This is a genomic window from Hymenobacter montanus (assembly GCF_014699115.1).
GTDB classification, from domain to species: domain Bacteria; phylum Bacteroidota; class Bacteroidia; order Cytophagales; family Hymenobacteraceae; genus Hymenobacter; species Hymenobacter montanus.
The window spans coordinates 185,487-203,152 of record NZ_JACXAD010000002.1 but is presented as its reverse complement, the minus strand read 5'-3'; the positions used below and the strand labels follow the sequence as shown (position 1 = coordinate 203,152).

The 17,666-nt window shown below is 55.4% G+C and carries 11 protein-coding genes; 5 read left to right on the top strand and 6 right to left on the bottom strand.

From position 1 onward, the window contains the following. Positions 1-171: 171 nt before the first annotated feature. Positions 172-483 (bottom strand): putative quinol monooxygenase, encoded by a 312-nt coding sequence (locus IC235_RS02580; RefSeq protein ID WP_191003600.1) that lies wholly within the window; start codon positions 481-483, stop codon positions 172-174. 124 nt (positions 484-607) lie between these two features. Here IC235_RS02580 and IC235_RS02575 point away from each other — a divergent pair, with 124 nt between their 5' ends. After that, positions 608-1,495: a LysR family transcriptional regulator gene (locus IC235_RS02575; protein ID WP_191003599.1), complete on the top strand. Its 888-nt coding sequence runs from the start codon at positions 608-610 to the stop codon at positions 1,493-1,495. A gap of 702 nt (positions 1,496-2,197) precedes the next feature. Here the strand turns inward: IC235_RS02575 and IC235_RS02570 are convergent. Beyond that, entirely contained in the window at positions 2,198-5,317 is a 3,120-nt protein-coding gene (locus IC235_RS02570) for a T9SS type A sorting domain-containing protein (RefSeq protein WP_191003598.1), read from the bottom strand. A gap of 1,242 nt (positions 5,318-6,559) precedes the next feature. Next, positions 6,560-9,322: a polynucleotide kinase-phosphatase gene (locus IC235_RS02565; RefSeq protein ID WP_191003597.1), complete on the bottom strand. Its 2,763-nt coding sequence runs from the start codon at positions 9,320-9,322 to the stop codon at positions 6,560-6,562. Positions 9,323-9,389: 67 nt separating this feature from the next. Between IC235_RS02565 and IC235_RS02560 the strand changes: the two genes are divergently transcribed. Both IC235_RS02560 and IC235_RS02555 read left to right on the top strand, forming a co-directional pair. After that, complete coding sequence (locus tag IC235_RS02560) at positions 9,390-9,938, top strand: hypothetical protein (protein ID WP_191003596.1); 549 nt, start codon at positions 9,390-9,392, stop codon at positions 9,936-9,938. 324 nt (positions 9,939-10,262) lie between these two features. Beyond that, the gene (locus IC235_RS02555) at positions 10,263-11,180 is read left to right on the top strand and encodes a hypothetical protein (protein WP_191003595.1); all 918 of its coding nucleotides are present in this window, start codon (positions 10,263-10,265) and stop codon (positions 11,178-11,180) included. Here IC235_RS02555 and IC235_RS02550 read toward each other — a convergent pair. Next, positions 11,128-11,424, bottom strand: a complete 297-nt coding sequence (locus IC235_RS02550; RefSeq protein ID WP_191003594.1) for a hypothetical protein — start codon at positions 11,422-11,424, stop codon at positions 11,128-11,130. The genes IC235_RS02555 and IC235_RS02550 overlap by 53 nt on opposite strands. A 111-nt stretch (positions 11,425-11,535) precedes the next feature. On the opposite strand from IC235_RS02550, the gene IC235_RS02545 reads away from it, so the two are divergent. Next, positions 11,536-12,141 carry a hypothetical protein gene (locus IC235_RS02545; protein ID WP_191003593.1) on the top strand — a complete coding sequence of 202 codons (606 nt, stop codon included), beginning with the start codon at positions 11,536-11,538 and terminating at the stop codon, positions 12,139-12,141. On the opposite strand, the gene IC235_RS02540 is transcribed toward IC235_RS02545, so the two are convergent. Beyond that, the gene (locus IC235_RS02540) at positions 12,119-13,684 is read right to left on the bottom strand and encodes a 3' terminal RNA ribose 2'-O-methyltransferase Hen1 (protein ID WP_191003592.1); all 1,566 of its coding nucleotides are present in this window, start codon (positions 13,682-13,684) and stop codon (positions 12,119-12,121) included. The two genes, IC235_RS02545 and IC235_RS02540, sit on opposite strands and share 23 nt — an antisense overlap. An 856-nt stretch (positions 13,685-14,540) precedes the next feature. Between IC235_RS02540 and IC235_RS02535 the strand changes: the two genes are divergently transcribed. Further along, on the top strand, positions 14,541-16,007 hold the full coding sequence (locus tag IC235_RS02535) for a T9SS type A sorting domain-containing protein (protein ID WP_191003591.1): 1,467 nt from the start codon (positions 14,541-14,543) through the stop codon (positions 16,005-16,007). Between the two features lie 93 nt (positions 16,008-16,100). On the opposite strand, the gene IC235_RS02530 is transcribed toward IC235_RS02535, so the two are convergent. Next, entirely contained in the window at positions 16,101-17,543 is a 1,443-nt protein-coding gene (locus IC235_RS02530) for a GH1 family beta-glucosidase (protein WP_223847039.1), read from the bottom strand. Positions 17,544-17,666 lie beyond the last annotated feature (123 nt).

Genomic DNA, 17,666 nt, shown 5'->3' with positions numbered 1-17,666 from the left:
GAGTTGTAAAGGTGTGAAAGGAAAAACTGCAAGGGCACTGGGGAGCTGCTGCCACGTCGGGCGTCCCCAACGCAGCTAATCAATTGCCCAACCGGTGCTTTGACGGAACAAACCTACGAGCCGCCTGCACGACCCTAAAATCATGTGTTTTATGGGTTGCTATAAGGAATTTTATGGCTGGTAAAAGGCCGGTCGGTAAGCCTCTACCGTTCGCTCGCGCAGCAGCGGGAAGACCCCACCGCGCACGTAAGTATCGTAGTGGTCGCTGGCCCGGTGCGCATCGAGCCCGGCCTGATCGACAAAGACCTCGTAGACGAGAATGCGGTGCGGGTCGCATTCGGCTTGGTATACCTGAAAATCCAGCATGCCAGGCTCCTGGGCGTTGCCAAGCGCGACCATACGCAGGAACGCTATTACTTCGGCACTGCGGCCGCTCTGCGCCCAGTAGTGCACGGTCAAGCAGATGCGAGGGTCTTCTTTCATGATCTTTGACCAACCCTGAGGGGCGGGCATACTCAAAGTTCCGGCCCTATTTTGCCAAAGAAAAATAAGGCGTTTTATCACGTCGGATAAATAAATTTATGGATTATCCGTCTATTTGCGGGGTATGTTGAATCTGGAATGGTATCGTACGTTCAAGGCGATCTATCGCCAAGGCTCCCTGACGGCCGCGGCGCAGGAGCTGTTCATCAGCCAACCCAATGTCAGCCAGCACCTGGCGTCGCTGGAGAGCTACATGGGCACGCGCCTCTTCGAGCGGGCCGGCCGCCGAATCGCGGCCACCGAGGCCGGCAAGCTGCTGTATACTCAACTGGTCGAACCGCTCGAGCAGCTGGAAAAGGTGGAGCGCGACTTTAAAAAAAGCGCCCTCCGCCTTAAGCCGACCCTCCATATCGGGGTACCGCACGAATTCTTTTCGCAGGTGTTGGCGCCGCGCCTGCACGGCCTGGATTTCCCGATCAACGTAACCTTCGGGCTAACCGAAAATCTGCTGGCCGCCCTCGAGAAAGGCGAGCTGCACTGGGTAGTGGCCACTCAAAAGCCCAACAAATACGACGTGGTATTTGAAGAGCTCCTCACGGAAACGCTGGTGCTGGTAGCCGGCCCGGCCCTGGATGCGGCCCCCCTACAAGCGGCCGTGGCCACGCACGACCTTATGGCCGCCGAGGCCTGGCTCCTGGCTCAGAATTGGTACGCCTACGGGAGCGATCTGGCGCTGATTCGCCGGTTCTGGCGGGAAAATTTCGGCAAACGTCCGACGCTGGTACCGCAGCTGGTCATACCCGATTTGAATGCCATTGTCGCCGCGCTATCCCTGGGCCGGGGCGTGAGCGTGGTGTCGGACTTCTTGTGTGCTGACGCGCTCCATCAAAAGCGCCTGCAGCAGTTGTGGCCCGAGGCGGCGCCGGCCGTCAATAAGCTGTACGTGGCGACGAGCCGGGTAAAGGCGTATCCGCAGGAGATAGCCCGACTAACTTCTTTGCTGAAGGATTGAGCTTAATGGCCTGAATTACGTCCCGACTGCGAAAGCAAGTTGCTTCTGCCAGGAGCGGCGCGACAATAGCCAGCACCTAACACCGCAAGCTAAGTCCAGCAGAGCTGAACAAATTTGTAGAATCCATTTTGGCCGGACAGCCAAATAGCGATGAAAACAGCGGATGAAATTCTATTCGCTGGATGAAGCCAATGAAGCTATTGATGAGCACATCGGCCCCATCGGCACGCCCAAGCGTGATGCCTTTTAAGATGAGCTACGCCTTGACCTCCTTGGTAAAGCCATCAAAAAAGCTGGCCTGCAACGCAACCTGACGTAGCCACCGCTTGGGGCACTAGCGGGCGTGCAAGAAGCCCAAATCTCCAGGTTAGAAAACAGCCTGACTGACGCACGTTTTGGGAACGGTAATGTACGGCGCCGAATGCGAAGGTGAGCTTCAGCGTAGAGAGATGACTCAACTAAGCATAGGTGGTCCTTTCATGGGGCCCGCCACCAACCGGCGGGCCCATGAAAGGACCACGAGTTGCCGCCTCACGCTACGCCCGGGCCAGTTGCTCTTGTGAAGCGTCTGGAAGCGTCCTTGCAGCAAGCCGTCGACCGAATTACCAGCGCGGCTGCCCAGAACTAGGTGGACCACTGCCGCTAGCTACTATGAGCTACCCGTTGGGAGAGGGTAAACGGCTCGCGAAAATGCTATAAGGGTCATCTTACCTCCAGCAGCTTGCCTTTTGAGGTTACATTGTCTATGGTTACATTCACCATGTAAATACCTACTGCAAGTTTAGATAGGTCAAGCTGCTTATTGAAAGACTGTCTGTGGAATTCACTAAACTCCATTATGGTTCTTCCGACCATGTCGGTAATTGCAATTTTAACTGCTGACGGCTTCGTTAGCTTTACACCGAGCCTAACTTCGCTGGAGGCTGGATTAGGATATAAAAATAGATTATCCTCCCGGTTCGCAGACACACTGCTAAGTACGGTAGGGCTACAAGAATTCCACACTTGCACTTCAATCAGTTCCAACGGGTCCGAGTAATTCAATTGAAGCCTCAGGTACCTTCCCCGTCTGTTGATGGAGGTGTTCTGCTTTATGCCCGCAAATCCATTAGTAACGACCGTTGTTGTGCTTACTCCCGCTTGATTCCTGGTAGTCGTGAGGTCGTTCGATAAGAAAGGGGTCTCGGACAGAAAGATGCTGTACTCGCCAGGCCTACAGCAATTCGTTCTGTACCAAACGGTAATGCTGTCGATAGGAAAACTCCTGCCTAAGTCGGTCTGCCACCATGCATGTAGCGCGTAGGGGCTATAGGTATGAGTGGGAGAAAAGAACACGCTGTCGAAGGTGATGCTATTGGTTGTTATGCCATCGGTAGCCAGTTCCGCGTTGCGTCCCTCATCCGGGGTGCTTGATTGACGGGCTGGTTTATAGAGCGCCACGTTTCCGGCCACCGCTTTTAGCGCCTCCGAGATTAGCCCTTCGGCACCTCTGGTAACCGGCACGATTTTATAAAAATATTCCTTCCCGTTTTCCAGGGAATTGTCGGTAAAGCTAGCCCCAGTTATCAAGCTATTATTAATTTTCTGATAGCTGCCGGCCTGGGAGAAGGACCGGTAAATATTGTAGCCTTCCGGGTTGCCTTCAATGGGCGCACCCCACGACAGGGTGGTGCTTCGGCAACTAGACTCAGCCTTCCATCCGGCCGGTATGGTTGGGTTCCACACGTAAATAATCGTCTTGGCCGAGAAATACTCACCCCAGTATACCACATACTGGCCATTCCTCTTTTTATAGGCATGGATGCCGTAATAAGAGTCAATATCCTGACCATAGATACGCGTAGAGGGGTTTAGCCGGCCTAAAAAAACACCAGTAACCGCGCTGTACACTTCGATGTACGGAGCGGCAAAAACAGCAACGAATATGTAATCACCAGCAATGGTCATTGACTTTGAAACTTTATTATCCGCAGCACTGGCAGGTACAAATGTCAGGTTAGTTTGCCAAGCGGTAGGGGGAGTGCTTGACTGCCAATTGAGACTCCATTGGTTATACCTTTTGAGTACTCGACCGACCAAGCCCCAGTAGGGCTCTACATAAGGTAATGCTGCCGTGTAGCCCGATAAGTACATTACATCTTTCTCAGCATCATATTCTACCCTACACAGCTTCGTAAATCCTTGAATGTTATGGGTCTCAGCATGTTCAAAATCCCAAATAGGATTGCCGAAACTGTCCAGTCCCTGACATTTGAAATGGGATACGCTCGCATCTTTGCAAGTCCAAATGTCCCCTCTACGGTCTATTGAAATACCTTCCCACGGCCAGGAGACATTATTCGCTATTTTCACGTATTCATTGGCATCGAACTTTCCATTACCATTCGAATCTCTCCAGATCCACCCGGCCAGGTTATACCCGGGAAACGTTTGCCAGTCGGGACGGAAGGGTTGGAAATTTGGCCACCTGCTATTTATATAGCTACCGGCGAAGAAACCGGACGGGATGGCAATTTCCCCGTCAGTTTCTTTATTAAAACGGTAGATAGCAAACATGCCACCGCCCTGGTCGGTCACAAACAGAATCTTCTTGCCCGCGATATACCTCACCATACCGCTGCCCACATTGTAGCCGGTATTATCCCTGGCATCCTCCGGGTATTTAAAACTGTTTTTGGTAAACCCTTTGTAGGTGACGCTTTGACCGGCAGGTTTGGAAAAATCCATTTCCATATGTTCCTCTTGGGTATAGTAATCGGCCGCATCACTCATTTCATCGGCATCCGCCCCGTGCTCAAACACCAGTCCTTCCACTTTCCAGTTCCGCCGGGTGCCATCCGGCTTATAGCTTTCGATGACCGTACCGGCGCCGTTGCATCCCACATAAATATTGCCTTCCCTATCGACCCCTATACCAATCGGGTTATGAAACCTTAGCGGACCCGTCTCGCCCGGGTTTGGCAAAGCGAGAATGCCACCTCTCACGCCAAATGTGCCCATAAGCACGGGATTCGTATTTACATTAGCGTATATTTTGATATCCTGGTCGGGTCCTCGGTCCCCGATAAGCATCCTGCCGGATCGGTCAAAGGCCATGCATGAAGGCTTCGCTACACTGTTGATCTCCTGGCCCAGAAAGTTGCCGTTAATATCATAGTGCTGAATTTTTGAGGTAGAATCTTGCAAAAACCACAGGGTGTTGTCCGGGGCCGCAACAATCCGATAAGGGTTTTGATAAGCAAATGAGCGTAGAAACGACAGGGTATTCGTATCGTATACTTTTATCAATCCCGCCTCCGGATCGCCAGCGAATAGCTCACTGCCCACAATGGCAAGGCCATGAACCCCTTTCTGGTTCACGGCCAGAAAGCTGCCGTCATCGGCATAGGTGGGGGTGGCCACCGTTCGAAAGGGCGCGGTCTCTCCATTTAAATTATACCGTCTTATTCCCGCTGGTCTAACGCTTAGGTCTCCATTAAAGAAGTTTATAAAGATATGGGTGGCATTTCCCACGGCATCGGACTGATAGTGGCCGTACGATGGATGCTCCAGTTGGGAAACGAACTTGCCGTCCTTATATATGCTGGCCTGATGGGCCGACTCATCCCAATTGGAATTGGTGTATACCCGACCATCCGGGGCTACATACATTCCATCAAGAGTGATCTGTACATGGTTGTCCCAGTTCTCCCCGGTATTGCCTCCCCAATGGATGAAATAGGTTCCCGGTAAGGTCTGCGCTAAGGAAATATCAACTATTAAAAAGAGAGAGGTGATTACGATGGTTTTTAGACACCACTTGAAGAGAGATATTGTTTTCATAACTATTGTTTGTGTTAGTTTACGGGTTGTATTGAATCAGAAAGAATAAGATGTTTTTTTAAGGTGAGTAATTAATTTGTCCGCTACCATACCTTCTGCCCGCCCACAATAGGCGGTACCATTAGGTGTAACTTAAATCGAGCATGAGTACTGTAATGGCTTGATATTCAATCTCCCCACCAAACCATCATTAGCAACTCATGCTATTTTAAAATGCAGTAGTTTTATTAGATCATATGATCTATTTAACTATACCAAAAAATGATTTTGTCTACAAAATTGGCAATCGTGCAACAAATACTTATTTTAGGAATATTTATAACACCTTGATTTGAGGCCCTATTGTTACTGATAGTGAAAAGATACTCAAAATTTTTAGCCTCTAGTATCTTCTTGCAGATTAATTATTCTTAAAGCACTACATTCAAAGTACGGATTAACGAATGATCAAACCAGAAGATCGGCCATTTAACTCGTACTTTCATCCTTTCCCAATCAGAAACTGCCTTAAGTGAACACCTTTCTAATTTAGGTTTAAAACCTTCCACGTAGGTAGTCCTACTGAATGAGGTGGGCCGGATGGTGTCATGGACCTAATGAGCGGAGTTAGTGGGTATGGAAGCTACCCGCCGCGCTTATCCGAGTGACCCTACTGATGACTACTGGGCCTTTTTCCCCGTATTTACGGCTCGTTCGCGAGGACTCAGGCTCAGAGGGCCCTATCCGCTGCGGGCGTTGTTTAACGGCTTGCCCTACGTGGTGCGCGCGGACGACACTTGGCGCTAATTGCCCACGATTTGCCGTTCTGAGCCACCTGCTACCAGCAGTGGACCCGCTGGCGCGACGTCGGTGTTCGAAGCCCTGACCGACGACCTGCGCCAAGTACTGCGCTTCAACCAGACGCGCCCAATTTGCTCGCAGGGACATAGCCCCGCCTGGCAAACGGCACTTCCAAATCAATCTTTTTCTTCAATCCAGTTAACCTTAGTTAAGCTTGGTATTAGCAGTAGTAATACATACTATTTCTCTTTTTCCCCCAATACCATAGAAATCCAGATTCATTAAAACCAAGCTAGGCAAATAATTGGTTGTGACTAGAAATTTCTACGAGTAAGATGTATTTATTCATCCTGTTATCAGGCTAACTACACTCCCGTATGGCTAGAAAAAGTAAAAAGAAAAATACAAGCTTACTTTTCATGGGTTTGCTTCTCTTTCAGGGTTACTTTTAACCTTATTTGGTTACAGCCGCGGGTCCACTGCCTCACTTTCCAGGGCGAGCACGCCGAACACGCACTGGTGCACCCGGCGCAGGGGCTGCCCGGCCACGAAGCGCTCCAGGCCCTCCACCCCGAGGGCGAACTCGCGCAGGGCGAGGGTGCGCTTGGCTTTCACGTTGCGCTGGCGCAGGCGGTCGAGGTTGCCAGGCAGCAGGTAATCGGGTCCGTAGATAATGCGCAGGTACTCGCGGCCCCGGCACTTGAGCGCGGGCTGGAGGAGGCCCCCTTTGCCCTGGGGCACGAAATCGTAGGGCTTCACCACCATGCCCTCGCCCCCGGCGGCGGTCAGGTCGGTCCACCACTGAATGGCGGCTTCTACTTCGGCCGGGTCGGCCAAGGGCACCACCCGGTAGGGCGTGGCGCGGAGTAGGCCAGGGTCGGCCAGGGCGAGGGTGCGCAGGGTTTCCATGTGCCAGGCGTGGTCGCGGTCGAAATAAGTGCGGCCTTCCGTGGCCAGCAGGTGGAAGGGCGCCAGGCGCAGGTCGTCCAGGCCGTGCACGGGCCAGCAGTAGCGGCGGTACGCGTCGGCGTAGTGGGTGGCGGCCTGGCGGCGGGCAGTCGTGCGCGCCAGCAGGGCGTCGGCACCGTCGAGGTCGCGGGCGGCGGCTGCGGCCAGCACGGCTTCGACCTGGGGCAGCGCCGCGTTGGCCGCGGCGGCCACGGCGGCGTACTGGCTTTTAATCAGCTCCTGCGCCTTGGCCGACCAGGGTAGCAGCTCGGCATCGAGGCACACCCAGTCGGTATCGAATCGCTCCCAGAAGTTGGCCGTGCTCAGGGCATCGCGCAGGCGCACCAGGAAGGCCGTTTCCAGGGCCGCATCGGTGAAGAAGTTGCGCCCGGTGCGGGTGTAGCACTTGCCCTGGCCCTCGCCCACTAGCCCGAGGCGGCGCTGAATGGCCGCTTCGTCGCGGCCCAACACCACGACTACCCGGCTGCCCATGTGTTTTTCCTCGCACACCACGCGCTCCACGCCCAGCTTGTGGTAATAGGCAAAGGCCTCGGTGGGGTGTTCGAGCAAATCGGGCAGCGCCGAAGTTTCGGTGGGCGCCATGGTGGGCGGCAGGTACAGCAGCCACTTGGGGGGCAGAGCAAACCGGCTCATCACCTCCAGGGCTGCCACCGCATTTTCCTCCCGGACGGTGACCCCGCGCATCAGGCGCGTTTCAATAAACTGCTTGCCCGTCACGTCGCGGATGTCGAGCAGGTCGTCGTGCTCCTGCTGGGCGTTGGTGCCTGGTGCCTGGTGCTCGGTGCCTGGGGGGCTCTGGCTTTGGGCTTGCAGCTGGAAGGCGCGGTAGTTGAGGGGGCGGACGGGCTCGCAGTAGACCTGCGCGGCGGGCACGGCCACGAGCTCGCGTTCGGGGTAGCGCAGGGCCGTGAGGCGCCCCCCGAACACGCAGCCGGTGTCGATGTCGATGGTGTGATTCAGCCATTCGGGATCGGGCACCGGCGTGTGGCCGTACACCACCATGGCCCGGCCCCGGTATTCGCGGGCCCACTCGTAGCGCACGGGCAGGCCGAACTCGTCGATTTCGCCGGTGGTCTCGCCAAACAGCGCGAAGGCCCGCACGGCACCCGAGCCCCGGCCCTGCATGGCTTCGGTGAGGCCGGCGTGGGCCACCACCAGCTTGCCCCCGTCGAGCACGTAGTGGCTCACCAGGCCATCGAGGAACTCCTGCACCGACCCGGCAAATGCGGCCGGCTCGGCAGCCAGCTGGGCCAACGTTTCGGCGAAACCATGCTTCACGGCCACGTTCTTGCCTTTGAGGTGGCGCAAAAGCTTGATGTCGTGGTTGCCCGGCACACACAGGGCGTCCCCCGATTTTACCATGCTCATCACCAGGCGCAGAACCTTGGGCGAGGCCGGCCCGCGGTCGACCAAGTCGCCGAGGAAGATGGCCTTGCGGCGGGCCTCACCCCCCGGCCCCCTCTCCTTCAGAGATGGGGAGCCAGCCGATTCTGTCGGCAGCATGGCCGGTGCCCCCTCGCCCCCGGACTCTGCGCATAAAGCAGATGCGGGGTCAGGGGGTGAAGCCAGTGGCGCCACCACCCGCACGCCCAAGTCCCGCGCGTCATTGATCGGCTCCTCTATCACTTTATAGCCCAGTTTCTCCAGTAGCAGCACCAGCTCCTCGTAGCAGCCGTGCACGTCACCGATGATGTCGAAGGGACCGGTTTCCTCCTGGCGGTTGTTGTAGAGGCGCTCGCGCACAATGCCTTGCACGGCTTCCACCTCCGCTACCCCGCGCAGGAGGTGGATGTGCCGAAAGCCCTCCTGCTTGAGATGGCGCAGGCTCTTGCGCAGCTGCTGGCGGTGGCGGGCCACCACGTGCGGGCCCATGTGCCGCCGCTCGGGGCGCAGGGCGTTGCGCTCGTGGGCTACGGCGTCGGGCACGTCGAGCACTATCGCCACGGGCAGCACGTGGTGCTGCCGGGCCAGGGCCACCAGGGGCTTGCGGGCCTCTTCCTGCACGTTGGTGGCATCCACCACGGTGAGCAGTCCACGCTTCAAGCGCTTGGCCACGAGATAGTACAGTAGCTCAAAGGCGTCGCCACTGGCCGATTGGTCGTTTTCATCGTTGGCCACCAGGCCCCGGCAGGAATCCGACGACACGATTTCCGGGAGCTGGAACAGGCGCCGGGCAAACGTGGACTTGCCCGCCCCCGTACTGCCAATGAGGAGGATAAGGGAGAGTTCCGGGACTTTGAGGGTATCTTGGGGCATAAATCAGGCCCGATATACGACGGGCGAGTACAAGATTAGGCACAAATAGCTACTAGTAAAAACTATTATGAAAGTCGGCAAGCCATTCAGCACGCTCAGCTACGGCGAATATTTGCACCTGATTGAGAACCATAAGAAGTTCACCGATTTCAACACCCTCGGGCTATTTCGCTCCATCGTAGAAACCACCAAGCTGAGCCTGGAACAGAAAGTGGCGTTGCGGCAGGTCGCCATTGCGGCGTTTCCGAAAACGTTTGACTTCCTGCAATTGAAAGACCCTCAAACGTATTTTGCGGTAAATACGCTGGGCCAGCAACTAACCAAGGCGGATGAAGACCAGGCCTGGGAAAACATCCGAACCAACCAGCAGAAAATCTGGAAAAGCAAAAGATTGAACCATCGAAATTTTGGCATCTACTCAAAGCACCTTTGCGGCTATGACACGTGCCATCTCAATGGAGTGATGATCAGGCAAGGCTCTCCCCTAGCTGAAATAGGGGACCTATGGTTCTTTACTGATAGTAATAGCTATGCGAAGCAATTAAAGGCTGAAAGGCACAAACGGGAAAGCAGGTCTCAACGTCAATTAATAGCCCAGAGAATTAACGAGGAGTAAGTTATCCGTATGGATAAATACCACGCTTTAACTCCCGAAAGCCGGACTTGACCAGTCTTGACGGACGCGACGGCTACCGACCTGGCCGAATTTGAAGACTTCCCACGGGTGGATGAAGGTATGCTTCTGCTTAGAGATTGTTAGCTAATCCATTAACTTCGGAGCATGGCCGATGAGTTTATCCGCAGCGTATTCTACCGCTTCTACCTGGAGTTCTTCACCACCCTGAAACCGGAGGTGCAAAAGAAATTCAACTGGACGTTGAATAGGCATAAACAGTGATAACAACCCCGACAAAACACATCCATAGGAACCCAGCGCAAGATGAGCTACGACCTCTATTTCTTTAAGCATAAAACCCAACAAACTTCCGAAAAGGACATTAGTATTTATTTAACAGCTAACCTGTGCCCGGCCAACGAGCAGGAAAACCAGTGGTTCTATGAGAATGACGACACGGAAGTTTATTTCTCATTTGATTTAAACAAACCTGAAACTGACCCAGAGACAACTAATTCAGAGATTTACCCTGATTTTGATGACACTAGATTCAGCTTTAACCTAAATTTTATACGTCCTGATTTCTTTGGTCAAGAGGCCTTCTTGTTCGTTGATCAAATGATTGGCGACCTTGGCCTTTATGTTTTGAATCCTCAAACTGAAGAGTATCTAATGCAACCAGCAAAAGGCGAACTCTACAAAAACTGGTCGGAGATTAACGCTCGAATTTCTGCCCAATATTACGGGAAATCAGAGTTCAATTATTACCCACTCCCTGCATCAAACGCGGTATGGAAACACAATTTCAATAGAAGGCGAATCCAAGCGCAATTGGGCAGTGAATACTTTGTCCCGAAGGTCATGGTTTTTCAGGCTATTGCCGACAGGCGCATTATTACTATAGCAGTATGGCCTGAAAGTTTACCTATTCAGGTACCGCAGGTAGATTATTACTTCCTCGTCAAAAGATACCAGAAGTTGTTTGAGAAGGTTGAAGAGTCAGGGCTCATTTCAACAAAGACGTTTCAAGCGCATTTTGAAAATTTCATTCGTGATTCTGACGCAGGAAAAATAATTCATCCAGCCGATGTAAATCGACTGCATGACATCTTTAACTCAATTAAATTTGATGAGGCTCTATCTGGATTCGCGGAGAAATTACCATATAATAAAATGGTTAACTTTCGTCCTAAAGACGATGAAGAAGAGTTTTCTCAGGAGAGTATGACTGTTTTAGATTAAACACCGCCAGCTGCGAAGGGGCCCCCACGCCTTCTACCTCCTCGCCCATCCCCACCATCCGCACCCGATACCCGTGGCGCTCCGCCACCCCCGCCGCCCAGGCGGCGAACTCGGCGCGCGACCACTCGAAGCGGTGGTCGGCGTGACGGAATTCACCGGCATCCAGCTTCTCGAAGAGCTGGTTATACTCCGCGTTGGGCGTGGTGACGAATACGTGCCCCGGCCGGGCGTACCCGAACACCACGGCTTCGAGTGCGGCGAGGCGGTCGTCGCGTCTTCAGCTTCTTTGATACAAAGCTCATTATCTTCATCATAGATTTCCGGATAAAGACTCCTGGAACGCCAACGCCCAAAGATGATTTTTTATTCCGCACCCAAGCAGGTATTATTTGGTTTGATAATCGCGTTGAGACTTACAAGTTGTACTGCACAGCCCGATACCAAGCTGCCTACAAGGTGTACTGCACAGCCCGATACCAAGCTGCCTACAAGGTGTACTACACAGCCTGATACCAAGCTGCCTATTACGGCCCGGTTAGTAGCTAAATATCAAGTGCTAGACGAAGACCTAAGTCCAAATAATGCCAAGTGCGATAATATCGTTGAAGAATTTCTACAAGCTGGCCCTTATGCGTGCTCCTTCAAAGTACAGGACCTCGAATTCGACATTGAGGATAAGTACATCGTTGACAGCACGGGGCATATACAGAAATATTATAGTTATCTGGCAGAAGGGCCGGTTATATACGGTCCTAAAGAGTTTGCCGCAGAACCAAACCTTATGCACTCCAATGGTCTGGACAATTTTTATATTGCCCTCGTAGCTAATTTGGGAAGCATAATTGATAGTAGCGACACGATTGCTATTGAGCAGGTTTTTCCGGCAGAAAAATTAATTCTGGCCCGCAGAAGCGCGCACCTGATGCGGGGCCGTCGCTTCATTTATCAGTATCAGGAGTAACCTCCGACCCTAACCTAAACACCGCCATCTGCGAAGGGGACCCCACGCCTTCTACCTCCTCGCCCATGCCCACCATCCGCACCTGATACCCGTGGCGCTCCGCCACCCCCGCCGCCCAGGCGGCGAACTCGGCGCGCGACCACTCGAAGCGGTGGTCGGCGTGACGGAACTCGCCGGCATCCAGCTTCTCGAAGAGCTGGTTATACTCCGCGTTGGGCGTGGTGACGAATACGTGCCCCGGTCGGGCGTGGCCAAACACCACGACTTCGAGTGCAGCGAGGCGGTTTTCATCGAGGTGCTCGATGACTTCGACCAGGGCCGCCGCGTCGAAACCGGCGAGGCGGTCGTCGCGGTAGAGCAGCGAGCCCTGAATAAGGTCGAGCCGGGCGCGCTGGCGCGGGGGCATCTCGTCAAGGTGCAGGCGGGCCGCGGCGCGGGCCAGGGCCTGGTGGGCCACGTCCATGCCCAGGATGTACTCGATTTTCGGCTGGCGCAGGAGCAGCCGCAGCAGCTTGCCTTCGCCGCAGCCCAGGTCGAGCACCCGCTTGGGGGCCAGCTGGTAGATTTCGTGGGCCACTTGTTGGAGGCGCTGGTCGTGGAGGCTGAGCTTGCGGTCGTGCTCCACGGGCCCCTCGCTCCCTGGCCCCGCAGCTGCTTTATGCGCAAAGTCCGATGGAGAGGAAGAGTCTGGCGATTGTGCCAGGAGCATTTCCGGTGCCCCCTCTCGTGCGGACTCCGCGGGTAAAGCAGTTGCCGGGTCAGGGGGTGAGGTTTCGGTGGGCACCTCGGTGGGTGCGTCCAGCTCTTCGCCCTCCATTAGCCGGGCCAGCGTGGGGTTTACGATGCCCGCCAGGTACCGCAAGTAGCGGCGCGTAATAAAGCCGCGCTCGGGGTGCTGAGGCAGCCAGGCGCCGCCGCGGTGCAGCAGCTTGTCGGCTTCCTGCTGGTCGATGTAGTAGTGCTTGTCGTCGTCGAGCACCGGCAGCAGCACGTAGAGGTGGGTAAGCAAGTCGCTCAGGCGAACGGCTTCGTGGCGCAGCGTGAGGGTGTAATAAGAGCTGTCGCCCCATTCGGGCCGGGTGGGGTCGAGCAAGGTGGAGTCGACTTCCACCGCGTACCCTAAGGGCTCGAACAGACGCCGTGGCCAGTCGGGGCCGGGGGCCGACACCACGGCCACCTTCGCCGCCAGCGGCAGGGGCTGCGCGGCCAGGGTTGGCCGGTCTTTGCAGGTGCCGTTCATAGCCGTCCCAAAGGCTTTGCTCAGCGCCACGCTCAGGAACGACGAGGCCACGTAGGGCCGGTCGTTGACGTACTGCTCCAGCGCGAAGCCATCGGGGCCGCCGGGGCCCCGGCCGCGCACTAGGCCCACCGGGTCGAGGTCGAGCAGCAGGGCGGCGGTGCAGCGCGCGGCGGTGGCCTCGGGGTAAAACACGTGGGCCTGGCCACCGGTGATTTCCACGCTTTGCAGGCGAGCCGGGTTTTTATGGAGCAGGTAGCCGAGGTCGGTGGCCGGCTGGTGGGTGGTGGAGATGGTGAGAAGCATACGGCAACGAGGAAACGGAGCCCGAATGTAGCACCCCAGCCGTCAGGGCTGCCGTAGCGAAGTAGGTTTGTGCACTGTTTAAAACAGCTAAGCCACCGTATTTCTCCATTTTTAGCGCCGCGCCCAATTTTTCTATTACGCCGACTCAAGGGGCCACCATAAACGATTTGGCCAGCCGCTACCTCTACGTCCTCACCAGCAAGACCCACCAGCAATTTGATTTGCTGACTTCGCGCCCTTTAGTGGATTCTCCGACCTCTTTATTGGTTCTTTATCGGTGCCCGCGGCGGGTGGAGCCCCACCAGTTCGTTTCAGCCTCACCAGCCAGCTAGTTCATTCGGCACATCCTAAAGTGTTAATCTTTTTTGCCTAAAATAGTAAGGCAGGGGTGAGTGAATAAATCGAAATAGATATCGGGCATATCATATCCGAAATCTTAATTAATGGTTATCCCACGAGTTTGTATGCTAAAAGATTTTTTCCAAAAAGTCAGATCATTCTAAAAATTTATTTGTATCTTTTGGACATCTACCTAACACGGGGCTATCTATAAGAAAACCTCAAAGAGGTACAGACAATAGAAATCAGGCGCAAAATTCATGAATATATCAATACATATAACAATAAATATTTTATCATTACTCCAACATCATCACTCATTTTCAACCATTTGTCAGTCAACAGGATAAGTATAAACAAACCAACTCCAATGAAGCCGATGTATGTCACCATTGTGGAATGTTTCAGCGGGCATCTTGGTCACAGACCCAGACGCTTCGGAACCAGCGCTTGATCAGGGCACATTCACCATTAGCCGCACGACCAATTGTTTTATTTATTTTTTTTAATTAAAGCTATGAAAAGATTGTTTCCATTACTCGTTTTTAGTATTGCGGTTACTACGATGGCTTTGGGCCAGTCCACCTCGAGCATACGCTCGGATGGAACAATCCTGGTTAACGGGCAGCCCTTCTTTCCTTTTGGTGCTTATTCCATCCCTTACACGGAGCCTAGAGCAAGCCAAATCCAGGCGTTAAGTGATATGATTGCCGCGGGATTTAATATTTCAACCGTGGCAGACGATGGCACCCCAGGCGCTCGGGAAGCGATAAATAACCTGCTGCGTATTGCTGATAGTGACCATTTCAAAATTCTGATCAGTGTTACTAATGGGAGCGTTTCCAATGATCCTACCATTCTTTATGCGCCACAGAAGTACAAAACTTATCCCGCTACATTTGGCTATATACTAACCGATGATAGCGATAATGGGACTTATCCCCTGGACTACCTTGCCCAACTCCAGGCAGGCGTTAAAAGCTATGACGATAGCCACCTTACCTTTTTAACCCTAACGGGCTGGAATACATCGTGTAGAAACCAAGCCAATGCCTATACCGCGATTGCCGATGCGTCGGGTTATCAGTGTTATCCAATAGGCTTTCACCGCTATTCCGACTGGACGGCCGGCACGGCCCTCACCCAAACCTACCTGCGTACGCTGGGTTACGTACAGAGCGCCGCCTTGGTGAACCGCCCAATGATTATGCATTTGCAAACGTTCAACTGGGGTGATCTGTCCAACACCCCCCGCTACCCGACCGTAAGCGAGTTACGAAACATGCTTTACTCCGGCCTGGCCGCGGGGATCAAAGGAGTCATCAGCTATGATTTCTCCTTTGATTTGAAGGATAACCAGCCCGCCTTGTGGAATGAGTTCAAAGCCCTCCGCACCGATGTTGCAACCCTGGAAGGAGCGCTGATGAATGGAGCTTTAACCAGGGTGAATACAGGCGATCAGCAACTGATTGCTTCTTACTGGACAGACAATACGGCTTGTTACGTGGTGGTGGTGAATACCTCCTACTCCAACGCTAAAACGGTTTCGCTGGCTATTCCTTCGGGGTATGGCGGGCCGATCACCTCCCTGTTTTCCAGGATGCCAGCTACGCTCTCGCTGTCGGGCAATACCCTTTCGGGTACTTTACTTCCGCAAGCGGTGCAGGTGTATCAGCTAACCGGCCCGGTAGTGCTGGGCACGATAGCAGCGAGGGAAAAACAGGCTAGCCAGGCGTTGCCGGTGCATCCCAATCCGGCCACCCAGGCCGTGAGCATTGACCTCGCCGGCTTTGAATCGGAAGCCGTCGTTCAGGTTCACATGAGGGATATGGCCGGCAAGCTTTTTACCAGCCAGTCAGTTCAACTCACTCCGAGAGTGAAGACCGTAACCTTACCGGTGCATGACTTGCCCCAGGGATTGTTCCTGGTGACCGTGCAAGGCCGCAAGACCGCGAAAACGGCCAAGCTGGTCATCACCAAGTAAGCGGCTGACCACTAATACTCAACAGCCTGCAGTAGCGCGGACTCTGGGAGTCCGCGTCCGCGCAAACCCAGGCGCGGACTCCCAGAGTCCGCGCTACAACGGCGCTTGCGGTGCTTCGGCCGGGGTTCCGTTTAGAAACGCCTGGTACCAGCGGCCCGAATCTTTTACTGTTCGCTGCTGGGTTTCGTAGTCAATGTGAATCAGCCCGAAGCGCGGGCCGTAGCCTTCGGCCCATTCGAAGTTGTCGGTCAGGCTCCAGGGAAAGTAGCCTGCCACGTCGACGCCCGCGCGGCGGGCGCGCAGCACCTGGCCAAGGGCGGCCTGCAGAAAGGCGCGGCGGGCCGGGTCGGCCACGCGCCGACCCTGGCACTGGTCGGGAAAGGCCGAGCCGCTTTCCGTCACGATAAGCCGGGGCGCGTTGGGATAGGCGGCGAACTGCTTCAGCATGTGGTAGAGCGACTCGGGGTATACCTCCCAGCCCATGTCGGTGTAGGGCACCTTGCGGAGCTTGGCGGGCACCAGGGTGGCCCATTGCAGGGGCAGCCAGGGCGAGAAGCGCACCACCTCCCGGGTATAGTTCTGCACGCCCCAAAAGTCAAAATCGAACTTCATGCGCTGCTCGTCGCCGGGCTTTTGGTAGCGGTCCAGCAGCCAGCGCAGGGCGGGCAGCTCGGCCACGGGGTAGCCCAGCCCCAGGGTCGGCTCCACGAAAAACCGGTTCAACAGGGCGTCGGCGCGGCGGGTGGCAGCTTCGTCGGAGGCGTGGCCGGGCCGGTACGGCGTGAGGTAGGAACACGAAAACGTCGTGCCGATTTGCGCGGGCTCGGGCAGCCCGGCCCGCAGGGCTCGGGCCCCCTCGGCCTGGGCCAGCGTAGCATGGTGGGCCGCCGCGAGAAAGGCGCCCAGGTGCCGCCGGCCCGGCGCGTGCACGCCGAGCAGGTGCCCGGCCCCCACAAACACCATCGGCTCGTTGAGCACCGCCCAGTGCGGCACCCGGTCGCCGAGGCGACGGGCCACGAGCTGGACGTAGTCCGAAAACCAGCCCACGATGCTGCGGTTGGCCCAGCCCCCGCGGGCCTGCAAAGCGCTCGGCAAGTCCCAGTGGTAGAGGGTGAGCATGGGGCGCAGGTCCCGCTCCAGGCAGGCATCCACCAGCCGGTCGTAAAAGTCGAGGCCCCGGCGGTTCACGGCACCCGTGCCCTCGGGCAGTACCCGCGGCCAGGCCACCGAGCAGCGGAAGTCAGTCAGCCCCAGGCCCTGGGCCAGGTCCAGGTCTTCTTCGTAGCGGTTGTAGAAGTCGGCCGCCACGCGCGCGTGCTCGTTGCGCCGGATGGCCCCCTTGCGGCGCGTAAAATCGTCCCAGATGCTGGGGCCTTTGCCCTGCTGTTGCCAGGCGCCTTCGGTCTGGTAGGCGGCCGCTGCGGCGCCCCAGTAGAAATCGGCCCCAAAATCGGCGCGGGAAAAGGGCAGTGGGGCCGAGGCCGGAAAAAAGGCCGCGGGCAGCGGCTCGTCGTAACGGGGCGGTAGTTGAAGCATGCGTAGAGCGCGGAAAACCGAATTAGTGGTAGATGTATTGGTAGTAGTTGTCCTTGATTAGTAGCACCTCCTGCGGCGGGCATTCGCGCAGCCGAAGCATCTTTATCTCCTCGCTAAATTTTC

Bases quoted from the DNA above. Each gene is read 5' to 3' on its own strand.
- IC235_RS02580 (WP_191003600.1), bottom strand. From the start codon at position 483: ATGAAAGAAGACCCTCGCATCTGCTTGACCGTGCACTACTGGGCGCAG.
- IC235_RS02575 (WP_191003599.1), top strand. From the start codon at position 608: ATGTTGAATCTGGAATGGTATCGTACGTTCAAGGCGATCTATCGCCAA.
- IC235_RS02570 (WP_191003598.1), bottom strand. From the start codon at position 5,317: ATGAAAACAATATCTCTCTTCAAGTGGTGTCTAAAAACCATCGTAATC.
- IC235_RS02565 (WP_191003597.1), bottom strand. From the start codon at position 9,322: ATGCCCCAAGATACCCTCAAAGTCCCGGAACTCTCCCTTATCCTCCTC.
- IC235_RS02560 (WP_191003596.1), top strand. From the start codon at position 9,390: ATGAAAGTCGGCAAGCCATTCAGCACGCTCAGCTACGGCGAATATTTG.
- IC235_RS02555 (WP_191003595.1), top strand. From the start codon at position 10,263: ATGAGCTACGACCTCTATTTCTTTAAGCATAAAACCCAACAAACTTCC.
- IC235_RS02545 (WP_191003593.1), top strand. From the start codon at position 11,536: ATGATTTTTTATTCCGCACCCAAGCAGGTATTATTTGGTTTGATAATC.
- IC235_RS02540 (WP_191003592.1), bottom strand. From the start codon at position 13,684: ATGCTTCTCACCATCTCCACCACCCACCAGCCGGCCACCGACCTCGGC.
- IC235_RS02535 (WP_191003591.1), top strand. From the start codon at position 14,541: ATGAAAAGATTGTTTCCATTACTCGTTTTTAGTATTGCGGTTACTACG.
- IC235_RS02530 (WP_223847039.1), bottom strand. From the start codon at position 17,543: ATGCTTCAACTACCGCCCCGTTACGACGAGCCGCTGCCCGCGGCCTTT.